Genomic DNA, 26536 nt, shown 5'->3' on the forward strand with positions numbered 1-26536 from the left:
GCAACGTATGACGAAAGATGATCCAAAACACGTACTTGCTATTGAGGACCTTTCCGTTGGGTTTGGTAGAGGTAAGCAAGTAGAACAAGTGACCTATGATGTTTCCCTAAAAATCCGCAAAGGGGAAACTTTAGCATTAGTAGGAGAGAGTGGTTCAGGTAAATCGGTAACAGCCAACGCGATCCTTAAGCTGCTGCCGAAAGGCTCTAGCCACTATCTAAACGGTCACATTACGTTTGATGATATTGATATGCTTAATTGCTCCGAGCGGCAACTTCGAGGTATTCGAGGTGGTCGCATCGGAATGATTTTCCAAGAGCCGATGGTGTCATTGAACCCGTTGCATAAAATAGGCAAACAGCTGGTAGAAACTTTAGCTATTCACCGAGGTATGAGAACCAGTAAAGCAGAGTCGCTGGCGATTTCATGGCTGAAGAAAGTTGGCATTCGATATCCAGAACAGAAGATCTTAGCCTATCCACATGAGCTTTCCGGTGGAGAGCGTCAACGTGTCATGATTGCCATGGCGCTGATTAACGAGCCTGAACTCCTAATCGCTGATGAACCTACCACAGCACTAGATGTGTCGGTCCAAGCACAGATTTTAGACCTTCTGAAAGATCTACAACAAGAACTCGGTATGGCGATGCTGTTTATTACTCATGATTTGAGTATTGTACGGCGTATTGCCGATAGAGTGGCGGTCATGCAACAAGGGCGTTTGGTTGAGGTTGGCGAGTGTCATCAAGTGTTTAATGCACCTGAACATCCTTATACACAAAAACTGATCAACTCCGACCCTAGAGGCTTACCCGTTGAGGTCTCTGCCTCCGCGAAACCATTGCTTGCTGTTGATGATTTGAAAGTTTGGTTTCCTATCACGGGTGGCTTGTTCAAACGCGTTGTCAGTCATGTCAAAGCAGTAACCAATATGCAGTTTGAACTTAAGCAGGGTTACTCGATTGGCCTAGTTGGAGAGAGCGGTTCAGGCAAATCAACGACGGGCATGGCGATTCTTAAGTTAGTTCAAAGTGAAGGTATCATTGAGTTTGATGGCCAAGACATTCAGACGTTGGACCGCAAAGGTATGTTGCCTTTTAGAAGCCGAATGCAGGTTGTGTTTCAAGATCCTTTCTCAGCACTAAACCCAAGAATGTCTGTGGCACAGGTCATAGGAGAAGGATTAAGAGTTCATTTTGAGCACGACGAGGCAACTCTAGACAAGATGATTTGTGACGTGATGCAAGAGGTGGACTTAGACCCTGAAACAAGACACCGATATCCAAATGAGTTCTCTGGAGGACAAAGGCAGCGAATTGCGATTGCAAGGGCATTGATTCTCAAACCAGAATTTATCTTGCTAGATGAGCCTACGTCTTCTTTAGATAGAACGGTGCAAGCACAAGTTCTTGATTTGCTCAAAGAGCTACAAATAAAACATGGGCTGACTTATCTATTTATCAGCCACGATTTGAATGTTGTAAAGTCACTTTGCCATTACACCATCGTAATGAAAGATGGCGAAATTGTAGAGCAGGGCGATACACAAACGCTGTTCGCAACACCTCAGAAAGACTACACCAAAACCTTGGTTTCTTTATCGGCATTCTAGAATTGCTGCAAAAAATCCCCCTACCAAAACAGAGTGATAGGGGGTGAGCTACCGATGAAATTTGGTAAAAATTCAAAAGCTCCAGCCGATTCGTGTAATTAAGTGAGTGAGCTGCCCATTGTGAGAGTCCACCAAGCTGGTTTCAAAACCTCCTGACAGAGTTAAACCAAAATCGAAACTAGCAAGTACTCCGGTGCCGAGTGCAAGAGCTTTGTTGTCCTCATCTTTATAACGATAATCACCCACACCGCCTGAGAAATAGAACGCGACGTTATCAGTAAATCCGTAAGAAGCACCGAGCATATAGGTTTGAAGTGACGGCTTTTCTCCACGTATCTCAGAGTATTTTAAGTGTTGGTAACTCAATAGCGGCGCCCAGCCATCCTTACTAGGCATTTTTCCAGCCATTGCACCGATATTGTGTTGTAGAGAGTTGCTCCACGTGTCACTCCAGGCAAAGCCAACGGACACGAAGAGTTTGTTTTTGTCGTCACTGTTAATAGTGTCTTCTTGTTTCGCTTCCGCAAATGAAAGCCCACCTAAGAAAAGGAATATCGTCGCAACTAATTTGGATACCCAAGACGGCTTAGCTTGCTCTAATTGCATATTCATATTGTCACTTCTATTGAAAGTTGAGGTTGAAACCAAGTTCGTAAGTACCTTCTATGATTTGAGACTCACTAAGACGAACACGGTGTTGTCCGTATCGATACTTCGCAAGTGTTCAAAGTATTTAGGTTCAAAAGTAAGAGTTAAGTCGACGTGATAGCTGCTAGGTTACAGTGAGGCATCCAACATAATTCGCTCGTTGCTTCATACATTCGAAGTTGACTCTGTTTAAGCCCACAATAGACCTCTCTTACAAGGAGGCGAGTTTACGCTGGATGCTAAGGTATTCTAATGAAAGGGGGGAATAAGGCTGATTACCCATAGTTATTAATAATCAAAGGTAGTGGAACTAATAGTTAAATGGAATTACTCCAGTAATATGTCGAGGAGTTTGTTGTGCAGCCAGCGAGTCGTGGCATTATTGCGGTTTTTATAATGATAGAAGGCATTAATGTCAGTATTGACGGTCTCACTAGCAAACAATATTTCTAGTGAACGAAGTCCGGGGTGGGCGTCAAGGTTTAGGTATCTTGAGCCAGGGAAAAGCACGTCACTATTTTTCACGATATCAATTATTGCTGAAGGGAGCTCAGATCTAAAAACGATGTTGGCTTCAATTCCTCGTAGCTTCATCATTTTTTCAGAATTAGAAATATTTGAGTTCCAATCTGCCGCTATTAAAGTTGCGATTTCAAAATTACCACCCTCAAGCAGATCTACTTGGTTTCTATCAAAAGGGTGTTCATTCCTTACGTAGGCACGAAAATCATCAGAAACCATAAATTTCTGAATGAGTTCTTTTGGTGCGTGCGAAATACTGTAGTTAAGTCCGATATGAATGTCATCATTAACAATATCTTGCAGAGTAGTCTTACTCCAGTTCAAAAACTGTATTTGTACTGATGGTGCCTCTCGACGCAATGAATGAAACAGCTTGGTAGCAATACCTGAAAGGAAAAATGGGGAAATAGCGATCTTAATTGTTCCTTCAAGTTTAGCCGGGTCAAACTTTGAGGAGTGGTTTAGGGCGTTCGCCAGTTCATCCATTAGAGGAGAAATAGATTCAGCCAACTGTGAAGCTTTTTCAGTAGCTCTAAGGCCATGATGCGTTTTCACAAATAGTTCATCATCGAAATGGTCACGAAGCCTTTGAAGTGCTTTACTAATGGCGGGTTGCGACACAAATAATCTTTCAGATGCCTTACGCATATTTCGTTCTTGATTAAGAATGATAAAGGTTCTTAAAAGATTTAAGTCGAGGTTGGCGAACAAGTCTTTTGCCATTATAGGTCCCCACATACTGCCTAGCTTTTATTCAATACTAAGTACAAACACTTACCTTCGCAAAGAGTTGGTAACAAATCGTAAAACAAAACATTGAATTTTTGAGATAGATGCCGATATAGTGATGAATTAATCAGGATTTTATAGAGGTTTAAGGATGAAGCTCTCGATATCGGGTAAGCTCAGAACAAGTTTTCTGGCGCTTGGCGTACTTTTTATCGTCTCATCACTTTTTGTGTATCGCAGTGTAGAAAGCGTGCAAGCAGACACCCAGTCTTTGTTATTACATGACCTTCCAACGGTCGATGCCAGTCGGCAACTTGGTCAGTCTATTCAAGAAACGGTTTCAGAATTGCGAGGCTTTCTGCTCTTAGTGGGCTCTGAAGAGCAAGTCGAAAGCTATCGTGGAGAGGTTCTTTCAAAAATAGATCTAGTTGATATCCAGTTGATTAGCTTGGAATCATTGATTTCTTCTCAGCAATACCAAGTCATCAATGATGAATGGAGCACTATTAAAGCAACTTCAGCTGATATTTTAGCAATAAGCCATACCGATGAAAATTTGCCGGCGCACTCTCTATTTATTAATGAAGCCGCTCCTATTGCCGAAGTGGCTCTCGATCAGTTGCAAGGACTGATCAATGATGAAGCCGGAAAAACGGAAGGTGGAGAGAGAAAGCGACTCTTTAAGCTTTATGCCGATGGTTATAATTCTCTTGCAAATGCATTAGCGGCGCTACGTGACTACTTGCAATATGGCGCGCAAGATTATCTAGATAAGTATGCGGACTTGATGAAATTCCACGACCAAGTCGTGACCCAAATTGGTTACAAGCAATCGTTCATGAGTGATAGTGACCAGAGCTTATGGTCTCTATTTAACGAAATGAAAGCGTTGTATGTTCCGCTAGCAAAGCAAGTTATTGAGATACGACAATCGGATGGTTGGAATCGCTCGAATAGTCTGATGTCTGATACTTTGCTGCCTGCGATTAATGTGGTTCAAAATGAACTGAATGGTATCGTTAGTGCACAACAACAAAAAGCGTCATCGACAGAACAAAGTATCAGTAGTAGCGTGACCGCACTTATTACGGTGTTAGGTATCAGCTGTATTGCGGTACTTGTCGCAGCGTTTGTCATTTCTCATATTATGGGACGCCAAATAGGAGGGCGTATTTCCCTTATTGTCAAACGAGCTCAAATTATCGCGGAAGGTAACGTCTCCAGTGAACCACTGGCGGTGTCTGGCAGTGATGAGCTTGCTGATTTGACCAAATCTATTAACGCTATGAACCATGCGCTGGCAACATTAGTTGGTCAAGTTACCAATAGTGTAGAAGCTGTTGAACTGAGGATGGGCGATTTAACTCAAAACAGCCGTGAAAGTTTGACTAAAGTTGAACAGCAGTCACAACATGTCGATGAAATAGGTCACTCTTTGTCTGAGGTTGCGGTAGGGTCTGAACAAACGGCCAGTCAAGTACAGTTGTCGTCCTCGGCATTGGTTGATGCGAAACAAGAACTGATTTCTGGTGAGGATGTGTTGACCGAAAACCATACCAACATGACTTCGTTAGTCACGACTATTGAAACAACTCAGCAGTTAGTTGAACAATTAAGTAACGAGAGTCAAGCGATCGGTAAAGTGACTGAGGTCATCGAAGGGCTAGCAGAGCAAACCAACTTACTGGCACTGAACGCAGCGATAGAAGCAGCGAGGGCTGGAGAACAAGGGCGAGGCTTTGCCGTTGTTGCTGACGAGGTGCGAATGCTGGCTAGTAGAACGACGGAATCGACAACGGAAATCAACACTATCATTCAAGCTATTCGAACTTCCACAAGTAAAGTTGTAGAGCAAATCAATGTCGGCACCACCATAGCATCCGAAGCTATGGAACAAACTAGTGGCGCATTGAGTCGAATTCAGTCATCCGGTGAACAGGTAGAGCTCGTAAATGACCAGATGGCAAGCTTAGCGGCAACCGCGGAGCAGCAGGCGGTGGCTACTCAGTCTATTTCGAAGCTTGTTAACGAGATTAATGAATCGCTTAAATTAGTAGCGGAACAATCTCGCACAACAAACCATGTGACGGAGCAAGTCACCAGCAACGTAGGGGAGTTGCACGCTCAAGTCGCTAAATTCAAGGTCTAGCAAACAAAAAATGCCCTTCATATGAAGGGCATATTCTTAACATATATATGTTAAGCGCTGCTGAGTTAAACCAAAATGTTCATTAGGAACATAGCACCAAACGCGTTCAACACAGAAATTGCAATCATTACTGGGATATAACGACCCTCTGTACCGATTGGTCCCATGATACGTCCCATATATTGAATTTGAGAACCCATCAAATAGATAGCTGGAGCTAGGATGGCAATATGAGTGCCGTTTAGAATGCCTTGATCGAATAAAGTGATTACCACACCTACGGCACCGCCCATAGACATCCAAGCACCAATAAGTACAGCGGCAGCTTCACCCGGTAGGCCAAATACAGCCATCACAGGAGAGAATAAAGCGCCCATTGCATCCAATGCACCCGTTATCTGTAGCGCTTTAATAATGACAAACGCCATTAGAACGTTAGGGACTGTAGATGTGGTTGCAATAACCCAACCTTTCTTAGCACCTTCAACAAAGATGTCCGTCACCATAGGTTTTTTCGCTTTTACTTCACTCATGATGTCGCCTCTTGTTTAGTCATAGTTTCGTCGTCTTTATTCGACTTGTCTTCTTTACCTTCAGTGATATTTAGGTAAACACGGAATAGATTGGCACCAACAAACTTAAATAAGAACATAACGGCTACTGCTAAACCGATTGAGGAAGAAACAGCTAGTGAGCCGTCCATCATCGTTAACGTAAACAGTACTGCGCCAGAAGAGAAGAAGTTAACAATTGCTGCGCCAGCAGTGAACTGGAACATAGTGAAGACATCCGTTTCGCGTTTGGTCAAATGACCTTCGTCTTTCAACTGTCGAGTCATCGCAGCACCCGCATCAGTACTTTGAAGTGAAGCGATAAGTGCCAAGCCAGAGTTTCCTGGGATACCCATTAAAGGACGGAGAAGAGGAGAAAGAAGTTTGCGAGCCGCATCAAGTGCTCCGTAGTGCTCTAAAACATTGATCATGCCCAGTGCAAACATAACGGTTGGAATTAGTGTTAGTGCAAAAATGAATCCATCACGAGCACCGCTACCACCAACACCTCGAAACGAAGTGGTAGCAGCTTGTACGCCAGCTTCCGTTTCAGTTACGTTGTGGGCAACTTGTCCAAATGCGCCGTTGAGTGTTGTAAAGTCAAATACCCCATACCATTCGTTGGATTGGAGTAACCCAGAGAAAAACACAATAGCAAAAGCTAGCGCAATGTAGCTTCCTATCGTTACCTTACGTTCTTTAGTTGAATCAGTCATATGACAGCCTTGAGATAGTGGAACAGTGTGCATATTTTGAGGAGTTTGATGTGCTAGAGAGATGATCGCGGTCAATTAGAATATGTATTTATATGAGGCGACTGTAACAAAATATATATCTGTGAATTAGCTTTGAAATTAGATATAGCTCTGCTAATCCCAAGGTTAAATTTTCTAATGAGAGGGTGGAATATGTATTCAATTTGGTTAAGGAACAGAGTGGGCACTAGTCATAGTATGTTACTTAACTATCCCGTGTTTTACTTATTTCGCAGCAGCATAATTGGGACACTTTGGGATACTTTTAGACATTAGGTTCCTAATTATGATGGAAAAACATGGTATTTCGTATTGGTACGCAGCAGCGTTTATGTTTGGTGCGGTGCAGTTGGTGGCGTTACCGATTTTGATTCCAAGTCATATATTTGAAGTAACAGGGTCGATGGCACATACTGGCGCAGCTCTAGCCTTTGTGGGGCTGAGTGGTTTTGTTGCGCCAATCATAGGCAGTGTGATAGATCGTCTGCGAGCTCATGCCTTAGCGCAGAAGCTCGCCTTGTTGAGTCACGTTGTTGCGATGGTTATTTTTGCGTTTGTCCCTCAAACATTGGCAATGTATTTGGCGACGTTTCTTGTCGGCTTGGGCTCCATCACTTTAATGACGGTTAATCCTACATTTATCGTGGCTGCGGGTTACAACGACGAACAGCAAGCTCTGCGTCTTACTCGAATGAACCAAAGTATTTTTGTTGGTGCAGTGATGATGGGAGCAATACTCCCCCTGAGTATAAACCTGAGCTCTCAAGTTGCATTTCTTGTCGTCGCTATTACCGCGGTACTCTCACTAATGATCAGTGGAATTGACAGTAAGAAAGCGGCATCACGTTTGGTACTAGAAGAGACGACTGAGTCAGAAACAACGGAAAAAGGTCATTGGAATGCCACGTTCGTGACGTTTTTATTGGCGGTGTTCATTGCTATGATTGCGAGTTCCAATCAGGTGGCGCAAGGTCCTAATCTATTTGAAAGCTTATTCTCAATCGATAAGTCAGCGACTTCATTATTACTGGCATTCTCCTCCGTAATTAGTTTACTAACGTTGGATATCGCAGGTCGAGCGTTAACGAAATTTGGTGCAGGGAAGGTATGGATAGTCGGTTTAATCGGTTATGTTGTCGTCGGTTTGGTATTGTCTTTACTGGCGACAGGGCACGCGCGATTTTTCTACTTGCCGTTAGTCATGCATTTGTTGTTTATGCAATGCTTATCTATGGTCGACATGGTTAAACCGGCTATTGTCGCCAAAGTAACCACTCTGCCTCCGGCTTCTACACAAGGTTTGCTACTGTTTGCTATCGCGGGCGGTTATGCTGCTGGTACAACGATGGGTGGAATCACCGCAGAATGGTTTGGATTAGCGAGTATCTTTAGTTTAGTTACAGGCGCTTCAGCGATTGCTGGGCTGTTTGCTGTACTTACGTTATCAAGAATCAAATCTTAGAAGAAAAATTGGCGTGTTAACGGTAAACGCAGCCACGCCATTATGCTAGTTATTCAGCAAACCAATAGCCTTTATTGACTAGTTCAGTGATTAACGAAATCGCAGCGGAGTTTTGTGTTAACGATTCTCCGCTGTTTTCAAGACAAATAGTATCTTGGTTAGAGAGCAATTCTGCGAAGCTAGTTAACTCTTCAGGGATCTTGAACATTTCACCGTTTACATAAATCATGTTCGGCTCGGCTTCGTGTGAAAGTGTTCTTAATCCAGCGACTTTGAATATAGCGCCACCACTTTCTAGGTGCTGATACACATCCTCGCAACTCCACTTTGAACTAGGCTCAATAATATTAAGTTGGTGTCGAGATTGGCTCAGCATGCATCCCATGAAATCTTTGATAGTGTCTTCGTCATCCAGTTTCGCTTTTAGCATGCTGACAAGGGAATCTAAGTCGCTTGTTGAAATCTTACCAAAGTTATCTTGTGTGCGAAGATCGGGCTTGTGGAGATGCTCATCACCATAATCGTGAGCCAAAATGTAATCTGCGAAGTTACTAATAAGTTCTTGTTCTTTTGGAGAGCGGAATCCAACAGAGTAGCTCATTGAAGGTTCAAGGGCGTATCCATCGTGTGGGAAACCAGGTGGAATGTAAAGAATGTCACCGGGTTCCAAAATGCCATCAATTTCTGCTTCGAAAGATTCGATTTGGCGTAGCGCTTCATGGCGCTGAGTTTCTTTGTACTGTCCAACATCTTTTGCGCCAACTCGCCAGTGACGTTTTCCCATGCCCTGAATAATGAATACATCATATTGATCGATATGAGGACCAACACCACCACCCTCGACAGAGTAGCTAATCATTAGATCATCAAATAGCCATTGCGGCATAGTTTGAAAAGGTTTAACAAGTTGCGCTGCGCCGTCATGCCAATGGTTCGCCGCCTGAACGATAAAAGACCAATTACTCTGAGGCAGAGAGGCGAACTTATCTTCACCGAAAGGACCGTGTTCGGCTTGCCAATTATTATCAAGATTAGATACAAAACGTGAGTCGACCACTTCTTCCATCGTTAATCCTGCGAGCTCCTCGGGAGTGAGAGGGTCTTGAAATTCAGCGAATCCCCCCTTGATGATTGTTGGCTGTTTTTGCCAATAATTGCGTAAGAACTCGTCGAGAGAGATGGTCAATTTATACATGGTTTTACCTAGTCTTCGTTTGATTGCGGAGGGATTCTAACAAAAACAGCTAGCAACACCCACGATAATCACGATGGCTCACGTTTTTCACTCTCGACACTGTTTATTAAGTGAGTGGCGCCTATGCTTGAAAGGTGACAATTGAGGAGGTCCGGAGCTTGAAAGTAAAAATCTTGGTGTTATCGATGATGTTAGCTGTGACGGGATGTACAAATACGCTTCCAACGCAGTCAGACTATAAGCCGCAAGACAGTTATCGACACTTTGCGGTGGAAACCATAGGTACGTATGACGGCGTTTCTTGGTATGAACAAGGCTTTAGTCTCAATAACTACGCTGCTCTAGAATTAGGAACCGTCACCGCGGAGCGTAAAGCAAACCAAGCGTATGTGTCACAGAGTGTCGTTGATACATTGCGCTCTGAACTTGAGCAATCGCTACGAAAGCGAATAGAAAATCACTCTGTGAAATCATCGATGAATAGCAAACAAACTCTGGAAGTGGCTGTTGATGTGCAGAACATTGAAGGAGTTTCCGGTGCAGTGAAGCCAACGGATTTCATTCCTATTGGTGCGGTTATCGATTTAGCTAAGGTTGTTTCAGGTACACGTGATCGTAACCTGCGATTGATTGTGTCCGTCGAACTTGTTGAGAGCGAGAGCAAACAAGTAGTAGGAAAGAGATTATTCGTTATCACTGATAAAGGGGTATTGGAGAATCGAAACTCAGAAATAACAGTAAAGTTACTTGAGCCAGATGTTAAAGAAATCTCTGATAACGTTTCTGCTTTCATCGAATATTTGAGTCAGAGAAGTTAGCCCACTCGATAAGAGCGGGCCATGAAGATGAGTCGTTGGTTGCGTAATACTAACCAAAGTCCCCTGAAATATAGCGCCTTGTGCGCTCGTTTGCCGGGTTATGGAAGATTGTCTCAGTATGGGAAAACTCTTCGAGTTCTCCCAAGTACATAAAGCCTGTGTAGTCAGAGATACGCATTGCTTGTTGCATATTATGTGTGACGATAACGATCGTGTATTTCTCTCGTAACTCTGTGATTAAGGTTTCTATTGCGGCAGTCGCAATAGGATCAAGCGCCGAAGTCGGTTCATCCATCAAGATAACTTCAGGCTCAAGGGCAATCGTACGTGCAATACATAGCCGTTGTTGCTGCCCACCTGAAAGGCCATTCGCATCGTGATGCAACTTATCTTTCACTTCTTCCCATAGGTGCGCTCGTTTAAGTGCCGATTGAATACGAGCGTCAATCTCGGCTTTTGATAGCTCACCTTGTATCTTTAACCCAAACGCCATGTTGTCGTAAATAGACATTGGGAATGGTGTGGGTTTTTGAAATACCATCCCGACTTTAGAACGCAGTTCATTTACATCGGTATTAGAAAATATGGATTCGCCATCAAGAAGAATCTCACCTTCTGCGTACTGGTTACCATAAAGATCATAAATGCGATTTAAGGTGCGCAGTAGCGTGGATTTTCCGCAGCCTGACGGTCCAATTAGTGCCGTTACTCGGTTTTTATATATCGGCATCGACACATTCTTCAATGCAGGATTTAGCCCTTTAGCATAGAAAAAGTTTAGATTTTGAATATCCATACGGTGTGTCAGATTAGATACGTCGTTGGCGTTGTTTGTCTCACAATCAAGGGTAGAAATGCAGCTTCCAAGAATGGATTGTTCGCTATTTTGAATTATGTTTGCAGTAGCCATACTTATGCCTTTCTCGCTTTTAGAAGTTTCGGCAAAGCTGTTGCCGTGATATTAACAATCAAAATAAAGGTGGTAACGATGAGAGCGCCCGCCCATGCCAGTTCTTGCCAAGAGGCGAAAGGACTCATAGCAAATTGATATATGGTGACAGGCAAGTTAGCCATTGGTTTGCTCAAATCAGTCGTTAAGAAACTGCTGTTCAATGAAGTGAAAAGCAGAGGAGCCGTTTCGCCAGAAATACGTGCGACAGACAGTAATACGGCAGTCATAATTCCGGGTCCAGCGGCTCGATATCCAAGCTGGGTGATGACTCGCCACTTCGGAGCGCCTAGGCCACTTCCTGCTTCTTTCAATGTTGGTGGAACCAAGCGCAGCATCTCTTCTGTCGACGCAACGATCACAGGCAACGCCAATATTGCTAATGCAATTGCACCTGCCCAGCCTGAATAACCTCCGGTTGGAACCACGATAACCGCATAAACAAACAAGCCAACTAGGATTGAAGGCGCACTCATAAGCATGCCGTTTAGGAAGCGAATTGATTCGGCAACTTTATTGCCAGGCTGAGCCTCTGCTAACCATGTTCCAGCAAGTACACCGATAGGTGTAGCTATGAGGATACCGATAGTGGTGAGCATTAAGCTCCCTAATAGAGCATTTTTGAGTCCACCATGACTGCCAGGACCTGGAGTAATCTCAGTAAAGACTGCCCACGTGATGCCTTTGATTCCTTCACCCACTAAGGTATACAGTACGCAAGCCAATACAAACACGCCACATGCTGCAGAGAAGGTACAGAATGCGAGAAACAGCTGATTCTTTAGCTTTCTTATTTTCATGATGCTTTCCCTACTAGATGACGAGCAAATCCCATCACGAAGAACGTAATAAAGAAAAGTACAACGCCAAGCGCAATCAGTGATGCAATATGCGTTGGGTCGGTGGCTTCATTAAACTGCTGAGCGATTGTCGATGAGATTGATGCAGCAGGCATAAAGAAAGAAGTTTCAATACGGTTTGCACCCCCAATCACAAATGCGACCGCCATGGTTTCGCCTAGTGCGCGACCCAAACCCAAGATACCAGCGCTCACGGTTGCATTTTTCACTTTAGGAATCAGTACCTTGGTAATCACCTCAAAAGGTGTCGCTCCGGTACCATAAGCTGCTTCTCTCAACACATTGGGGATAGACTTTAGTGCATCTCGTGTAAGTGACGTCATGATTGGTAAAATCATGAAGGACAGAATAATGCCCGCAGTAAGAAGTCCGATGCCAATAGGCGGACCATTAAACCAAGGTCCGATGATGGGGATTTCAATAAGGTGTTGACCAGCCCAGGTTTGGAAGCCATTTGAGAACCAAGGAGAAAAGACAAAAAGACCCCACATACCATAAATAATGCTCGGAATAGCCGCTAGCAATTCGATCGCTTTACTTACCGGTACGCTGACCCATTTAGGCGCTAACTCGGCGAGAAATATTGCTGTACCTAAGGCAATAGGGACGGCAATAATAATGGCAATTAGTGATGTCACTAGAGTACCGTAGATGGCTGACGCAGCGCCGAACTGACCTCGAATTGGATCCCACACGTTATGGAATACAAAGCCCGGTCCGAATTCTTTAAATGCAGGCCATCCTCCATCAATGAGTGACAGTAAGATTCCAGAAAGAGTAACAAGAATAAGTAGGGCACTAGTAAAGCTCAATCGTTCGAAAATTGAGTCGCCATTTACTTTGTTGGATAAAGTTAAAGTAGTCATAATACTGGGAATACGAGCCTGAACCTCGAGAGGCTAGGCTCGTTAATAGTGAATTATTTAATAATGGCTTGATTGTTGGTTTTTAGACTTTGTTTCCAAGTGTCATTAACCATGCTAACGACTTTCTTCGGCATTGGAATATAGTCGAGTTCTTCAGCAGCTTTGCCTTGGGTATAGCTCCATTCAAAGAACTTAATAATCTCTTGTGCTTTCTTGGCGTCAGGTTGGTCCTTATGCATCAAGATGAAAGTTGCGGCGGTCATCGGCCACGAATCAGCTCCCGGTTGGTTGTTAAGAAGTAAATGATATCCTGGAGCGTCTTCCCAATCGGCGTTTGCGGCAGCGGCTTGGAAGGTTTTCATGGTTGGCATTAGATATGCACCATCGCGAGCCTGCATTTGTGTGTACGCCAAATCATTTTGTTTAGCGAATGCATATTCGACGTAGCCGATAGCACCACGAGTGCGCGTAACGAAGTTGGCGACACCAGCGTTACCGTTTCCACCAATTGCCGTCGCTGCCGAGGGCAATGCGATGTCTTTGCTTGCACCGATTTTTTCGTGCCATTCTGGGCTAACTTGATCAAGATATTCAGTGAAATTGAATGTAGTACCTGACCCATCAGAGCGGTGGACAACATAAATAGGTTGGTTTGGGAGCACTATATCTGGGTTAAGTCCCGTAATAGCTTTATCGTTCCAGTTCTTGATATTTCCTAAGTAGATATCAGCTAATACTTTGCCTGTCAGTTTTAATTGACCTGCCTTGATACCTGGTAGGTTGATTACAGGGACAATCGCGCCCATGACCATAGGAAATTGAATCATGTCTTCTTTGTTCAACTCTTCGATAGTAAGCGGTGCATCTGTCGCGCCAAAGTCTACCGTTTTTGCTGTGATCTGACGAATGCCACCACCAGAACCGATAGCTTGATAGTTGATCTGGATCCCCGTTTCCTTTTGGTATTGCTCAGCCCACTTTGCATAAATTGGATGAGGGAAAGTCGCGCCCGCACCGTTAATAGTGGTCTTTGCTGCCAAGCCGAATGATGCAGTGACTAACACAGAAGACAAGAGAGCTGATCTGATAAATTTCACAATATATCTCCGATATAATTCGTTTAGTGTGGGCCATTAAAAAGGAGTAATACTTTTTAATGGCCCGGTTTAGTTTTGTGTTCAAATAAAACTAAGGTGATTGAAACTACTCAATCCATTAATCGGTATGTACCAATCAACAAAGCGGAGATTAAGAACTAAATATTACAGTTATATTAAGCGAGTACGTGACAGTGCTATTTAACGCAAAGGTTTATATAAAGTGATGCCTATCTGATAATAAAACTTCACAACATTTTACTTGGTTGTTTTAGCATGTAATACTTCTATTAATAGGTAACTTAACGATGTGAATTAAAATATTACAAAGTATGGATGAATTACTTACTTTTTCAGTTTATTTGGTTTATGGACTCGCTTTCTTTGCGATCTTTTTCGCTATATTGTTCCGAGACCTGAGTCAAAGTCGTATTTCAATGGCATCGGCACTACCGACGCTTGCTGCGTTCGGTTTATTACATGGTCTGCATGAGTGGTCTGAGCTTTATCTTGTTATTTACGCTGACGACCTAGAAAGTGTCACGGGCTTAGCAACCTTCAAGGTCGCCAAGTTGTGGCTGTCGTATATTGCATTGGGTGCTTTTGCGTGGCAGTTGCTTTCAGTAACCACTTGGCGGCAGATAAGATGGATAAAAGCACTAGGTTGCGCTGCGTTTATCTATTTCATGTTCAGTGTGGTTATCCAGTACTGGGCGTTAAGCTATAGCGATTACCTGCAACTGATTGCCAATCAAGTTCGCTTGATTTTTGGCTTTGGTGCTGCTTGTTCAGCAGGTTTAGTGATGTACGTTTACGCGAATGAGCTTGAACACGAAGGGCATGGTGCTTCAAAACCGTTTAAATTAACTGGACTCGCATTAGTTTTATATGGCATTTCAGCAGGAGTACTTACTGCCGAGTTTGGCATCTGGGTAATAATACTGCGAACGGTTAGCGCAATACTCATACTCATCTTCATTTGGAGAGCTTTGCGAGTCTTTGATCGTGAACGAGATATACAGTTAGAAACTCGGCTTCAGCAGTCACTGCATGACGTGAAACTTCGTGAATTGGGAGAGCTATCGTCAGCCGTGGCCCACGAAATCAAGACACCACTCTCAAGTGCAACGATGGGCTGTGATATTCTTGAGCGTCAGCTACCTGAAAACGATGTATATCAACGCCAGTTGACGCGAATTCGTACTGGGCTTGAACGAGCTGCAGATATCAGTCAAGAAGTCCTAAATTACGCACATAAAAAGCCCGTATTACGAGAACGAGTGAACGTACAAGACGTGATTTACAATACATTTGAGCTTAATCGATTTCGACTTGACGGCACTGACTGGCAAGTAGATTGTCAACATGGTTTAGAGGTAGTTAGTGATGTTCAAGCTTTGCAAGATGTAATTTCTAACCTGATATCGAATGCTTGTGATGCTAGAAAAGATGGGTTAATTATAACCTTTAAGGCCTATCAAGAGCAGTTGAACGCAGTCCTAGTGTTTAAAGATAATGCTGGCGGTATGAGTAAAGAGATCATTGCGAATGCTTGTAAGCCATTTTTCACAACGAAACCAAAAGGTGAAGGGACAGGGATGGGGCTTGCTATAGTGAATCAATTGGTAATGCAGCACAATGGGTCAATGAACCTCTACAACGAAGGTTGTGGTTTGACCGTAGAAATAAAACTTCCGAGATATTTGAAATGACACTGAGATTGTTACTAGCTGAAGATGACAAAGAACTGCAAGAAGCACTGATTGAAGCACTTAGCCTCGAGTCATTTGATGTCGTTGCATTTGATAATGCCGAAGATGCCATTGAGGCTGCATTGGTACAACACTTTGATGTTGCGTTACTCGATGTGGTGATGCCTGGTATAACGGGCATAGAAGCGTTATCAAGTCTTCGTCGAATTCACCCGAACATTGGCATAGTGATTTCTACGGCATTTGCGACGGTAGATGTTGCTGTGGATGCGATGAAAAAGGGAGCGGATGAGTTTCTTACTAAACCTTTTAACCTCACTACGGTTTCGACAACCTTGAAACGAATTCATGCTCAGCGATCTCCTAAGTCCCCTAAGCTAGAGCGGGATGATGATTTAGTGTTTAGCGCTCTGTCGAATCCTATTCGACGACAAGTGCTTAAACAATTACGACTGCATCGTAAAATGAAGTTCATGGATCTATGTCGAGTAGTGGCGGTAGAAGATCACACCAAATTCAATTTTCATTTACGTCAATTAGTTAAAGCCGGGCTGGTGTTTAAGGGTGAAGGGAAAATTTATTCTTTGACTCAAATGGGGCTGCAAGTCCATTCGGGGTTATTAAAATAATGATGGGGATTTAATTGATATAACAATTAAATCCCTAAGAAAAGCGTTATACATTATCTATCAAACTATGACGTTAATATAACTCAATAGGTTGTTGGTTAATTTAATATTTAAAAATCTAAAAAAAGGAGCTACTATCAGCTCCTTTTTTATCTACTTTATAAAAGGTCTCGAACTCTAAAATAAGACATGGCTAGAACCAACGCTGGGGTTCTAAACATTCGACCACCCGGGAAGGGCATGTGTTTGATTTTATCAAATATAGAGAATCGCTCTGCAGTGGTCGCAATACACTCCGCCATTAATGTACCCGCCATACCTGTCGCGGCGATACCATGGCCTGAAAAACCTTGCGCAAAATAGACGTTTGGTTTTAGCCGGCCAAAGTGGGGGGCTCGATTCATAGTGATGGCGACGTTTCCTCCCCAAGCGTATTCGATTTTTGTGTCTTTAAGCTGTGGGAATATATCAAGCATCCGCGCGCGCATGGCTTTTTCTAAGTTAAATGGTGCGACGCCTGAATAACTCACCCTTCCACCAAATAGCATACGGTGATCACCGGAACATCGGTAGTAATCGAGAACGAAGTTGATATCGCAAGCTGAGATATGATCTTGCATCAGCGATCCTGTTACTTCCTCGCCTAATGGCTCGGTCGCGCAAATATAAGTACCTACCGGCATTACTTTATTTTCGAGTTTCGATTCCAGCCCTTCCATATAGGCATTACAAGCAAGAATGACGTGATTTGCTTTTACTTTTCCATCTCTAGTAAACAGCGTTGCCGGATCACCATGTTCAATCTTGTTTACTGCGCTATCTTCATAAAATTCCGCCCCAGCGAGTTTGGCTGCATTAACCAAACCTAAGGTATAGTTGAGCGGGTGTAAGTGGCCACTGTTACTATCAAACATTCCAGAGGTATACTTGGTACTTGCGATACGACTGGCAACTTCATCTTTGTCCCACATTTCTAATGATTCATAACCATAGTTTTCAGTTAAATCGTCATACCATGCTTTTAACTCTTTATCGTGGCGTGGTTTCATACCCACATGAACCATGCCATCACGCCAGTCGCAATCAATGTTGTATTTGTTGATGTTCGATTTCGTTAACGCCAGCGCTTCGACAGAGATGTCCCAAAGCTTTTTGGCATCGGATTTACCGACTAATTTCTCAAGTGTGTCCTGCTCTGATGCCCAACCGAAAATGGCTTGGCCTCCACTGCGACCTGATGCCCCCCAGCCCACGCGGTTAGCTTCTAACACAATGACTTTAAAGCCTTTGTTAGCCAGCTCTAATGCAGCGGTGGCTCCGGTGATTCCGGAGCCTATCACACAGACGTCGGCAACATGTTCTCCCATAAGTTTGGGGAAATCGAAATGCTGATTTCTTGATGCTGCATAGTAAGAGTCTGTGTGTTTGACTTTCATTTTGTATCCTTACTTATTTGTACCACTGGTATTCTAATGGAGAGACTTGTGCTGAAAAGCGCGCCTGTTCATGTTTTTTATTGGCAAGATAGACTTTACAAAACTCTTCACCAAAACTGCTTTTCATAAACTGACTGTTTTCAAACTCATGGAGAGACATATCCCATGAAATAGGAAGCATAGGCAGTTCTAGTAGGGTCGCATCCCCTTCAATTGGTGCTGGTGGAGTCAGTTTGTTCTCTATTCCGTCGATTATTGATGCTAGCAATACTGCTACCGTGAGATAAGGGTTTACGTCCGCGCCGGAGAGTCGATGTTCAATTCTTTTGTCTTCGGTACCGCTCGCTGGAATTCTTACCGCTACAGTACGATTGTCCCATCCCCATGTAGCGTGAAGTGGTACAAACATATTGGGTTGAAGTCGACGATAGGAGTTTGCATTGGGCGCAAATATTGCCATGCTATCCTCTAAATGAGCGAGAACGCCCGCGATGGCATTGAGTAGTAGTTCTTCATTTTCACCAAATACGTTGTTGCCGACGTCGTCTTGCAGGCTAATGTGGACATGGCAGCCGTTACCAGCATACTCGGTGTAGGGTTTGGCCATAAAGTTTGCGTAGAAGCCGTGTTTCTTTGCCACCGCTCGCACTACACGTTTTAGCAGCATAGCTTGGTCACAAGCCAGAAGTACGTCGCTCGTATGTTTGAGGTTGACCTCGAACTGTCCAGGTGCGTATTCGGCGGTGATATTGTCGGCAGGGATATTTTGAGCGTTGCAAGTCTCAATCACTTCATCTAGAAACGCTTTAAACTCATCGAGCTCTTCGAGTGAGTAGACTTGCGTTTGTGTCATCCTTTCACCGCTTATCGGCATCAATGGTGGTTGCGGGTTACCCGCTTCATCGGGCTCAAGGTCTTGTAAGTAAAACTCGAGCTCAACGGCTATACAAGGCTTAAAGCCTTTCGTAGCTAATTTGTCTAGCTGTACTTCTAGTACGTGGCGAGGGTCGGCAAAAAACGGTTGATTGGATGTGGGTTCAAACATAGTCACAATGGCTTGAGCACTGTTTTCCTGCCATGGTGTAGTAACCAAAGAACTTGTGACCATACGACAAATTCTGTCACCATCGCCTTTTTCGAAACCTAAACCAGTTTCTTCTACGGTTTCTCCACAAATATCTAAGGCAAATACAGAAGCCGGAAGACAGATACCTTGCTCTAGTACCTTATTTAGTTGTGATAAAGGAACGCGCTTACCTCTCACTACGCCGTTCATATCGAACAATATGAGATCCAACGTTGTCACGTCAGGGTGGTGTTCAATAAATCGTTCAATTGTTAGCTTATCGTGACTAACCTGTATTGGTTCTATGTTGTCAGCACTGTTTGAAAGTTGACTTGTTCCCACTGTGGCTCCTCCACTTATCTCCAACCTATCCATGTATAGCAAGCCTTTGTTTTGAATCTTGCGCCACTGGTTGCTTTTTAACCATAGACATAATGTTCAGTAAAAGACAACACAAATGTATATAAAATGTTAATCGGTATCTCAAAAGTTACAAAATAATTAACATATTTGTTTGACAATTGTACAGCTTGCTGCCAATCCTAAATGGAGCTTATTGATAAATTCGTTGAGCAATTTTTGAAAAAGAAGGATTTATGGAAACGATTAGGAAATGGATAGAAGAGAACCGTATTACTGAAGTTGAGTGCCTGATCCCCGATATTACAGGCAACGCGCGAGGCAAGATTATGCCTGCGAAAAAATTCCTTCGAGAAGGGGGCATGCGTCTTCCCGAAGTGGTTTTTTTCCAGACTGTAACCGGAGACTGGCCAGACGATGAAAGTATGATCGACCTGACAGAGAAGGATATGACTCTGGAGCCTGACCAAAATACCATTCGTTTTGTTCCATGGACAAAAGAACCTACCGCTCAGGTTATCCATGATTGTTTTACCGTCGATGGAGACCCGGTAGATATCTCACCGAGAGCCGTGCTACGTCGAGTGCTAAACCTCTATGCAAAAGAGGGGTGGCAACCTGTTGTTGCCCCTGAACTTGAGTTCTTTCTGGTACAGAAGAATCTAGATTGGGACTATCCATTAGAGCCGCCAATTGGTCGAAATGGACGCCCTGAAACAGCTCGTCAGTCTTTTAGTATTGATGCAGTGAATGAGTTCGATCCTATTTTTGAAGACATGTACGACTACTGTGAAGCTCAAGAATTGGACGTCGATACTTTGGTGCATGAATCTGGCGCTGCACAAATGGAGCTGAACTTTGACCACGGTGAGCCGCTCGATAGAGCTGACCAAGTGTTCTTATTTAAACGCACTGTACGTGAAGCAGCTTTAAGACATGATGTGTATGCCACCTTTATGGCAAAACCAATGGAAGATGAGCCTGGTAGTGCAATGCATATTCACCAGAGTTTGGTGGATAAAAACGGAAAAAACCTGTTTGCCAATGAAGATGGTACTAACAGTGACCTTTTCTTGAATTATATCGGCGGTATGCAGAAATACACGCCAGCGGCTATTGCGTTCTTCGCGCCTAACGTGAACTCCTATCGCCGTTTAGTATTTGGTGACTCTGCACCAACGAACGTGGCTTGGGGTGAAGATAATCGTACTGTTGGATTACGTGTGCCTATCTCTGATAAAGAGTCTCGCCGTCTTGAAAACCGCTACGCCGGCGCGGATGCAAACCCTTATCTCGCCATGGCATTGACGTTGGCATGTGGCTACTTAGGTATGAAAGAGAAGCTTACACCAACGGAAAAAAGCACAGGTGATATGACCACTGAGCCATACTCACTTCCTCATAACCTAGAAGACGCTTTGGTGTTGTTAGAAAACAGTGACGAGCTGAGAGAAATTTTAGGTGACCGATTCGTATCTGCTTACGTAGCCATCAAACGTAAGGAGTACAGAACGTATTTCCAAGTCATCAGTTCTTGGGAAAGAGAGTTCTTATTATTGAACGTTTAATACAGGCAACGCTATAGAGAAAAGCAAACCCGTTAATACAGCGAGAAATGGAATTAAGTTATGTCAAAACAAACTGGGTCTAAATGGATTGAACAAGATAGTGCACACTGCTTGCACCCATTTACCAACTTTAAAGCACTCAACGATAAAGGCTCACGCGTTATTACCCGAGCGGAAGGCATTTATATTTACGACGAAGATGACAACAAAATCCTAGATGGAATGGCAGGGTTATGGTGCGTCAATATGGGCTATAACTGCCAGCCACTTATCGAGGCTGCGACGAATCAACTTCAAGAGTTGCCTTACTACAATTTGTTTTTCCAAACCACTCATCCACCAGCTGTAGAGCTTTCAACTTTGCTTGCCGAAGTAGCGCCTGAAGGCATGAACCACGTGTTCTTTACCGGTTCAGGCTCAGAGTGCAACGACACCGTGGTTAGAATGGTGCGCCATTACTGGGCAAGCTTAGATAAGCCAAATAAACAAACCATTATCAGTCGCAAGAATGCATATCACGGCAGTACGATGGCAGGGGCAAGTCTAGGTGGCATGGCATTTATGCATGCCCAAGGTGGTCTACCACTACCGAATATTGTTCATATTGATCAACCTTATCATTTTGGTGAAGGACAAGGGATCGACGCGAATGAATTTGGTCTAGAACGTGCGCAGCAGCTTGAAGCCAAAATCCTAGAACTGGGTGAAGACAATGTCGCTGCGTTTATTGCGGAACCCATTCAGGGTGCAGGTGGCGTTATTATTCCGCCTGACAGTTATTGGCCTGAAATTCAACGTATCTGTGACAAGTATGAAGTCTTACTTATTGCTGATGAAGTCATTTGCGGCTTTGGGCGCACCGGTGAGTGGTTCGCAAGCCAAACATTCAACATCAAACCTGATCTGATGTGTATGGCGAAAGGCATTACTTCTGGGTATTTACCACTTGGCGGTGTAATGGTTCGAGACCATGTCGCACAAGTGTTGACAGACGCAGATACTGAATTCGCTCATGGCTTTACCTATTCGGGTCACCCAGCGGCATGTGCAGTTGCTATCGCCAACATTAAAGAGATGCAAAAACACAATATTGTTAATCGTGTGCGTGAAGATATTGCTCCGTATTTTGCTTCTCGTTGGAATGAACTTCTTGAACACCCAATGGTGGCAGAAGCTAGAACGAAAGGACTGGTCGGGGCTATTGAATTAGTCAAAGACAAGACCACCAATGAGCGTTTTGACAAAGAACTTGATGTCGGTACTCGATGTCGTGAACACTGCTTTGCCGCGGGTGTCGTGTTGCGAGCTGTTGGCGACACCATGATCTGTTCACCACCGCTTATCATTACACGTGCAGAAATTGATGAGTTTATCGACAAGGCAAAAATAGCCTTAGACAACACACTCGCCGACGTTTCGCAGTAGCCGACGAGATTTATACCCAAAGGTATTAACCAAAGAGCAAACAGGAACGGAGATCCAAATGGAGAAAACAAAAGCATGCTTCGGTATCGCGTTAGGGATGACGATAGGACTTAGCTCAATGACATCCTATGCGGCTGAGGAAAAAGTGCTCAATATCTATAACTGGTCAGATTATATCGCGGAAGATACGATTAAAAAGTTTGAAGAAGAGACAGGCATCAAGGTGGTTTACGATGTATTCGACTCAAATGAAGTATTAGAGGCGAAGATATTATCTGGTAATACAGGCTTTGACTTAGTTGTGCCAAGTAATGATTTTCTGGGACGTCAAGCCAAAGCTGGCGCGTTCCAAAAGCTGGATAAGTCAAAGCTAACTAACTACAGCAACCTAGACCCTAAATTAATGGGGATTCTGGCGGACACTGTCGACCCCGACAACGCTTACTCTGTGCCATATCTTTGGGGCACAACGGGCATCGGTTACAACGTTGCTAAAGTGAAAGAGGTTTTGGGTGAAGACGCGCCAGTGGACAGCTGGGACTTAGTATTCAAACCAGAAAACATGGAGAAACTTTCTAAGTGTGGTGTTGGTTTCCTGAATGCACCGACAGAGATCATGGCAGCGGCGCTGAACTATATCGGCAAAGATCCAAACAGTACTGATCCTAACGCTTATAAAAAAGATGCGCTTGCACTGCTTAAACAAGTTCGTCCTTATGTAACCTATTTCCACTCATCACAATACATCAATGACCTAGCTAACGGCGATGTATGTGTGGCGATTGGTTGGTCAGGCGATGTTCTGCAAGCGGCAGATCGTGCAGCTGAAGCAGATAATGGCGTAGAAGTGGCTTACTCGATTCCAAAAGAGGGAGCGCTTGCCTGGTTTGATTTAATGGCGATTCCAAAAGAAGCGAAGCACCCAGAAAACGCTCACTTGTTTATCAACTATCTACTTCGTCCAGAAGTGATTGCTGAAATCAGTAACTATGTTTGGTATGCGAATCCAAACCCACCATCACGTGAGTTTATTGACGCAGAAATCTTGGAAGATCCAGGAATCTACCCAACAGAAGAAGCGCAAGCGAAGTTATATAGCTCAAAGATGTTACCGCATAAGACATCACGTGCTATGACTCGCGCTTGGACGGATTTCATTAAGAACTGATCAAACCCTAATTTGGCGACTCGTTTTGAGTCGCCAATTTTGCTTGGAGACTACCATGACAGTGATGTCACTTGATACAGAACTCAATCACCAACATGTTTCGCCGGTGCCACCAAAACCATTATTAGAAATCCGAGGACTGACGAAGGACTTCGGCGGCCATCTTGCGGTAGATAACATCGATCTTACGATCAACCAAGGTGAACTGTTTGCGCTATTAGGCGCGTCGGGGTGCGGAAAATCAACCTTGCTACGAATGCTCGCTGGATTTGAACAACCAAGCGCAGGACAGATTATTCTTGATGGTGAAGATCTTGCCGATATCCCTCCATACAAACGACCTGTCAATATGATGTTTCAGTCCTATGCACTGTTTCCTCACATGACCGTAGAAAAGAACATTGCGTTTGGGTTAAAGCAAGACGGTATGCCAAGCCAAGAAATTGCTAGTACCGTTAAGCATATGCTTGAGCTGGTCAGAATGACAGATTTTGCGAAGCGTAAGCCGCACCAATTATCTGGCGGTCAAAAACAACGTGTTGCACTCGCCAGAAGCCTAGCTAAAAAACCAAAGCTACTTTTGCTAGACGAGCCAATGGGTGCACTGGATAAAAACTTACGCGAAAAAATGCAGCTTGAGGTGGTCGACATACTGGAAAGTGTGGGTGTTACCTGTGTGATGGTCACGCATGACCAAGAAGAAGCGATGACCATGGCAACACGTATCGCCATTATGAACAAAGGCCAGTTTGTGCAAATTGGTTCTCCAGAAGCTATTTACGAGCATCCGAACTCGAAGTTTGCCGCGAAATTCATCGGCTCGGTCAATATTTTTGAGGGTGTTCTAGAAACCAATCTTAGCGATAAATCGACGGTTCGAACCCCAGACCTATCGAATGTGATTACTATTAATCATGGTATTTCAGGTGCTCCGGGTATCCCTTTGATGATAGCTGTTCGACCAGAAAAAATGACACTATGTGACCATACCCATCACTCTAGTAATTCTTGTAGTGGGGTGGTGGAAGATATCGCCTATATGGGCAACCAATCCATTTACCATGTTCGTTTGGATTCCGGCAAGTTGGTCACTGCAACGCTACAAAACACGAGCCGTGTGAGAAAAGGTATGCCAACGTGGGAGCAAAGAGTCAATCTTTGCTGGGACATGGAAAGCTGCGTGGTACTGAAACTATGAAGAAACAAGCCAAACTCAATATTTGGCGTATTGTTCCCACGCCAAAGTGCTTATTGCTTGCTGTTCCCTACGGATGGTTACTGCTGTTCTTTCTATTGCCGTTTCTAATCGTATTCAAAATCAGTTTTGCTGAAGCTCAAATATCGATTCCACCTTATTCTGAATTGCTTAGTTATGCTGAGCAGCAGTTGCAGCTGTTACTCAACGTCGGCAACTATCAATATTTGATAGAAGATGACTTATACGCGTCGTCGTATTTACAGTCGATTCGTATTGCACTTATCTCTACATTACTCTGCTTAGTGATTGGTTTTCCGATTGCCTGGGCTATTGTTCATTCGAAGCCGTCAACTAGAAATGTGTTATTAATGCTGATCATATTGCCATCGTGGACCAGCTTTTTGATTCGTGTTTATGCTTGGATAGGAATACTTAAGAATAACGGCCTTCTGAACAATATGTTGATGACCTTTGGTGTTATTGAGGAACCGCTCAAGATATTGCACACAGATACTGCAGTCTATATTGGTATTATCTATACCTACTTACCCTTTATGGTTTTGCCTCTTTATACCGCATTGATGCGAGTGGATTACTCCTTACTGGAAGCGGCAAGTGATCTCGGGGCGAAACCAGTAACAACACTATTCACGGTCCTCGTACCATTGACACGTGCCGGTATTATCGCAGGGTCGATGTTAGTGTTCATCCCTGCTGTAGGTGAGTTTGTTATTCCGGAACTACTAGGCGGGCCTGATACAGTATTGATTGGTAAAGTCTTGTGGCAAGAGTTCTTTAACAACCGAGATTGGCCAGTCGCTTCGGCGGTAGCTATCGTAATGTTGCTTATTTTGATGTTGCCTATCTTATGGTTCCATCGTTATCAAAAACGTGAACTGGAGGCGCAAGCATGAACGACATTCCGGTCTATAACAGTAAACTGAAGTGGTGTATTTTGGCGGCGGGTTTTACCTTTCTTTATCTGCCAATTCTGATTCTGATTGTTTATTCATTTAACGAAAACCGATTGGTTACGGTATGGTCCGGTTTTTCGTTTAAATGGTATTTCGAGCTATTAGAAGATGATTTGCTCATGGGCGGTGTGAAGCTGAGTCTGATGATAGGCTTTTTATCAGCCAGCGCAGCTGTTGTTTTAGGTACTATTGCTGCATTTGTATTGAACCGCTTTGGGAAATTTAAAGGGGAAACTGGGTTTGCCTTTATGATCACGGCGCCCTTGGTTATGCCAGAGGTTATTACAGGTCTTTCTCTACTATTGTTATTCATTGCGATGGGACAAGTGTTTGACCTGTTTAGCCAGCGAGGCATGATGACCATTTGGATTGCCCATGTAACTTTCTGTACGGCTTATGTCACGGTAGTAGTGAGTTCTCGACTTCAAGAAGTCGATCGCTCTATCGAAGAAGCTGCTATGGACTTGGGCGCACCACCTTGGAAAGTGTTCTTACAGATAACGCTGCCTTCGATTGCACCCGCTATTTTGGCGGGATGGTTATTAGCGTTTACCTTGTCATTAGATGACTTAGTGATTGCGAGCTTCGTATCTGGTCCGAGTGCGACAACATTACCTATGGTGGTATTCTCAAGTGTCCGTTTAGGTGTTAGCCCTAAAATCAATGCATTAGCAACACTGACCATATTAGCAGTGTCTTGTGCCACGTTTATTGCGTGGTGGTTGATGGCGAAGGCGGAAAAGCGTAGGCTGCTTGAAATGAAAATGAGTCAACAATAGTTCAGCAA

At 43.8% G+C, this 26536-nt stretch carries 23 protein-coding genes; 12 read left to right on the plus strand and 11 right to left on the minus strand.

What is annotated here, in order from left to right; genetic code table 11:
• The first annotated feature begins 7 nt into the window (after positions 1-7).
• Complete coding sequence (locus tag L2W36_RS12985) at positions 8-1612, plus strand: ABC transporter ATP-binding protein (RefSeq protein ID WP_006069526.1); 1605 nt, start codon at positions 8-10, stop codon at positions 1610-1612.
• A gap of 72 nt (positions 1613-1684) precedes the next feature.
• Here L2W36_RS12985 and L2W36_RS12990 read toward each other — a convergent pair whose 3' ends face one another.
• Positions 1685-2224, minus strand: coding sequence for a hypothetical protein (locus tag L2W36_RS12990; protein WP_006069527.1), 540 nt, complete (start codon positions 2222-2224; stop codon positions 1685-1687).
• Positions 2225-2587: 363 nt separating this feature from the next.
• Positions 2588-3505: a LysR family transcriptional regulator gene (locus L2W36_RS12995; protein ID WP_006069528.1), complete on the minus strand. Its 918-nt coding sequence runs from the start codon at positions 3503-3505 to the stop codon at positions 2588-2590.
• Between the two features lie 157 nt (positions 3506-3662).
• On the opposite strand from L2W36_RS12995, the gene L2W36_RS13000 reads away from it, so the two are divergent.
• The gene (locus L2W36_RS13000; RefSeq protein WP_006069529.1) at positions 3663-5660 is read left to right on the plus strand and encodes a methyl-accepting chemotaxis protein; all 1998 of its coding nucleotides are present in this window, start codon (positions 3663-3665) and stop codon (positions 5658-5660) included.
• Between the two features lie 65 nt (positions 5661-5725).
• Here L2W36_RS13000 and L2W36_RS13005 read toward each other — a convergent pair whose 3' ends face one another.
• On the minus strand, positions 5726-6193 hold the full coding sequence (locus tag L2W36_RS13005) for a YjiG family protein (protein ID WP_006069530.1): 468 nt from the start codon (positions 6191-6193) through the stop codon (positions 5726-5728).
• Positions 6190-6927: a nucleoside recognition domain-containing protein gene (locus L2W36_RS13010; RefSeq protein WP_006069531.1), complete on the minus strand. Its 738-nt coding sequence runs from the start codon at positions 6925-6927 to the stop codon at positions 6190-6192. The genes L2W36_RS13005 and L2W36_RS13010 overlap by 4 nt, the downstream gene beginning before the upstream one ends.
• A 325-nt stretch (positions 6928-7252) precedes the next feature.
• On the opposite strand from L2W36_RS13010, the gene L2W36_RS13015 reads away from it, so the two are divergent.
• Positions 7253-8428 carry a hypothetical protein gene (locus tag L2W36_RS13015; RefSeq protein WP_236110216.1) on the plus strand — a complete coding sequence of 392 codons (1176 nt, stop codon included), beginning with the start codon at positions 7253-7255 and terminating at the stop codon, positions 8426-8428.
• Positions 8429-8477: 49 nt separating this feature from the next.
• Here the strand turns inward: L2W36_RS13015 and L2W36_RS13020 are convergent, their stop codons facing one another.
• Positions 8478-9623 carry a ribosomal protein uL16 3-hydroxylase gene (locus L2W36_RS13020; protein ID WP_236110217.1) on the minus strand — a complete coding sequence of 382 codons (1146 nt, stop codon included), beginning with the start codon at positions 9621-9623 and terminating at the stop codon, positions 8478-8480.
• Positions 9624-9781: 158 nt separating this feature from the next.
• On the opposite strand from L2W36_RS13020, the gene L2W36_RS13025 reads away from it, so the two are divergent.
• Positions 9782-10441 (plus strand): DUF3313 family protein, encoded by a 660-nt coding sequence (locus L2W36_RS13025; protein WP_006069534.1) that lies wholly within the window; start codon positions 9782-9784, stop codon positions 10439-10441.
• A gap of 49 nt (positions 10442-10490) precedes the next feature.
• Here the strand turns inward: L2W36_RS13025 and pstB are convergent, their stop codons facing one another.
• From pstB to pstS, 4 genes are all read right to left on the minus strand, one after another.
• The gene (gene pstB, locus L2W36_RS13030; RefSeq protein WP_443088395.1) at positions 10491-11237 is read right to left on the minus strand and encodes a phosphate ABC transporter ATP-binding protein PstB; all 747 of its coding nucleotides are present in this window, start codon (positions 11235-11237) and stop codon (positions 10491-10493) included.
• A 116-nt stretch (positions 11238-11353) separates the two neighbouring features.
• Positions 11354-12190, minus strand: coding sequence for a phosphate ABC transporter permease PstA (gene pstA, locus L2W36_RS13035; protein WP_062461158.1), 837 nt, complete (start codon positions 12188-12190; stop codon positions 11354-11356).
• Entirely contained in the window at positions 12187-13116 is a 930-nt protein-coding gene (pstC, locus tag L2W36_RS13040) for a phosphate ABC transporter permease subunit PstC (protein WP_236110219.1), read from the minus strand. Before pstC ends, pstA begins: the two co-directional genes overlap by 4 nt.
• Positions 13117-13169: 53 nt before the next feature.
• Positions 13170-14213: a phosphate ABC transporter substrate-binding protein PstS gene (gene pstS, locus L2W36_RS13045; RefSeq protein ID WP_236110220.1), complete on the minus strand. Its 1044-nt coding sequence runs from the start codon at positions 14211-14213 to the stop codon at positions 13170-13172.
• Between the two features lie 332 nt (positions 14214-14545).
• Here pstS and L2W36_RS13050 point away from each other — a divergent pair, with 332 nt between their 5' ends.
• Positions 14546-15925, plus strand: a complete 1380-nt coding sequence (locus L2W36_RS13050; RefSeq protein ID WP_236110221.1) for a sensor histidine kinase — start codon at positions 14546-14548, stop codon at positions 15923-15925.
• Positions 15922-16554, plus strand: a complete 633-nt coding sequence (locus L2W36_RS13055; protein ID WP_236110222.1) for a response regulator — start codon at positions 15922-15924, stop codon at positions 16552-16554. The genes L2W36_RS13050 and L2W36_RS13055 overlap by 4 nt, the downstream gene beginning before the upstream one ends.
• Positions 16555-16712: 158 nt before the next feature.
• On the opposite strand, the gene L2W36_RS13060 is transcribed toward L2W36_RS13055, so the two are convergent.
• Together L2W36_RS13060 and L2W36_RS13065 are read right to left on the minus strand one after the other, a co-directional pair.
• A complete protein-coding gene (locus L2W36_RS13060; protein ID WP_006069541.1) occupies positions 16713-17990 on the minus strand; it encodes an NAD(P)/FAD-dependent oxidoreductase in 1278 nt (425 codons plus the stop codon).
• Positions 17991-18003: 13 nt separating this feature from the next.
• Positions 18004-19416: a glutamine synthetase family protein gene (locus L2W36_RS13065; protein ID WP_031496044.1), complete on the minus strand. Its 1413-nt coding sequence runs from the start codon at positions 19414-19416 to the stop codon at positions 18004-18006.
• Positions 19417-19652: 236 nt separating this feature from the next.
• On the opposite strand from L2W36_RS13065, the gene L2W36_RS13070 reads away from it, so the two are divergent.
• From L2W36_RS13070 to L2W36_RS13095, 6 genes are read left to right on the plus strand one after another with little or no spacing between them, the layout of a single operon-like run.
• Positions 19653-20984 (plus strand): glutamine synthetase family protein, encoded by a 1332-nt coding sequence (locus L2W36_RS13070; RefSeq protein ID WP_006069543.1) that lies wholly within the window; start codon positions 19653-19655, stop codon positions 20982-20984.
• Between the two features lie 60 nt (positions 20985-21044).
• On the plus strand, positions 21045-22409 hold the full coding sequence (locus L2W36_RS13075; RefSeq protein ID WP_006069544.1) for an aspartate aminotransferase family protein: 1365 nt from the start codon (positions 21045-21047) through the stop codon (positions 22407-22409).
• Positions 22410-22467: 58 nt separating this feature from the next.
• Positions 22468-23577, plus strand: coding sequence for a polyamine ABC transporter substrate-binding protein (locus tag L2W36_RS13080; protein WP_006069545.1), 1110 nt, complete (start codon positions 22468-22470; stop codon positions 23575-23577).
• A gap of 55 nt (positions 23578-23632) precedes the next feature.
• Positions 23633-24775, plus strand: a complete 1143-nt coding sequence (gene potG, locus L2W36_RS13085; RefSeq protein ID WP_031494535.1) for a putrescine ABC transporter ATP-binding subunit PotG — start codon at positions 23633-23635, stop codon at positions 24773-24775.
• On the plus strand, positions 24772-25689 hold the full coding sequence (gene potH, locus L2W36_RS13090) for a putrescine ABC transporter permease PotH (protein WP_006069547.1): 918 nt from the start codon (positions 24772-24774) through the stop codon (positions 25687-25689). Before potG ends, potH begins: the two co-directional genes overlap by 4 nt.
• On the plus strand, positions 25686-26528 hold the full coding sequence (locus tag L2W36_RS13095; RefSeq protein ID WP_006069548.1) for an ABC transporter permease subunit: 843 nt from the start codon (positions 25686-25688) through the stop codon (positions 26526-26528). Before potH ends, L2W36_RS13095 begins: the two co-directional genes overlap by 4 nt.
• Positions 26529-26536 lie beyond the last annotated feature (8 nt).

Source organism: Vibrio sp. McD22-P3 (assembly GCF_021568915.1).
Taxonomy (GTDB): domain Bacteria; phylum Pseudomonadota; class Gammaproteobacteria; order Enterobacterales; family Vibrionaceae; genus Vibrio; species Vibrio mediterranei.

Coding starts and splice junctions, on each gene's coding strand:
- L2W36_RS12985 (WP_006069526.1), top strand. CDS start 8: ATGACGAAAGATGATCCAAAACACGTACTTGCTATTGAGGACCTTTCC.
- L2W36_RS12990 (WP_006069527.1), bottom strand. CDS start 2,224: ATGAATATGCAATTAGAGCAAGCTAAGCCGTCTTGGGTATCCAAATTA.
- L2W36_RS12995 (WP_006069528.1), bottom strand. CDS start 3,505: ATGGCAAAAGACTTGTTCGCCAACCTCGACTTAAATCTTTTAAGAACC.
- L2W36_RS13000 (WP_006069529.1), top strand. CDS start 3,663: ATGAAGCTCTCGATATCGGGTAAGCTCAGAACAAGTTTTCTGGCGCTT.
- L2W36_RS13005 (WP_006069530.1), bottom strand. CDS start 6,193: ATGAGTGAAGTAAAAGCGAAAAAACCTATGGTGACGGACATCTTTGTT.
- L2W36_RS13010 (WP_006069531.1), bottom strand. CDS start 6,927: ATGACTGATTCAACTAAAGAACGTAAGGTAACGATAGGAAGCTACATT.
- L2W36_RS13015 (WP_236110216.1), top strand. CDS start 7,253: ATGATGGAAAAACATGGTATTTCGTATTGGTACGCAGCAGCGTTTATG.
- L2W36_RS13020 (WP_236110217.1), bottom strand. CDS start 9,623: ATGTATAAATTGACCATCTCTCTCGACGAGTTCTTACGCAATTATTGG.
- pstB (WP_443088395.1), bottom strand. CDS start 11,237: ATGGATATTCAAAATCTAAACTTTTTCTATGCTAAAGGGCTAAATCCT.
- pstA (WP_062461158.1), bottom strand. CDS start 12,190: ATGAAAATAAGAAAGCTAAAGAATCAGCTGTTTCTCGCATTCTGTACC.
- pstC (WP_236110219.1), bottom strand. CDS start 13,116: ATGACTACTTTAACTTTATCCAACAAAGTAAATGGCGACTCAATTTTC.
- L2W36_RS13050 (WP_236110221.1), top strand. CDS start 14,546: ATGGATGAATTACTTACTTTTTCAGTTTATTTGGTTTATGGACTCGCT.
- L2W36_RS13055 (WP_236110222.1), top strand. CDS start 15,922: ATGACACTGAGATTGTTACTAGCTGAAGATGACAAAGAACTGCAAGAA.
- L2W36_RS13060 (WP_006069541.1), bottom strand. CDS start 17,990: ATGAAAGTCAAACACACAGACTCTTACTATGCAGCATCAAGAAATCAG.
- L2W36_RS13070 (WP_006069543.1), top strand. CDS start 19,653: ATGGAAACGATTAGGAAATGGATAGAAGAGAACCGTATTACTGAAGTT.
- L2W36_RS13075 (WP_006069544.1), top strand. CDS start 21,045: ATGTCAAAACAAACTGGGTCTAAATGGATTGAACAAGATAGTGCACAC.
- L2W36_RS13080 (WP_006069545.1), top strand. CDS start 22,468: ATGGAGAAAACAAAAGCATGCTTCGGTATCGCGTTAGGGATGACGATA.
- potG (WP_031494535.1), top strand. CDS start 23,633: ATGACAGTGATGTCACTTGATACAGAACTCAATCACCAACATGTTTCG.
- potH (WP_006069547.1), top strand. CDS start 24,772: ATGAAGAAACAAGCCAAACTCAATATTTGGCGTATTGTTCCCACGCCA.
- L2W36_RS13095 (WP_006069548.1), top strand. CDS start 25,686: ATGAACGACATTCCGGTCTATAACAGTAAACTGAAGTGGTGTATTTTG.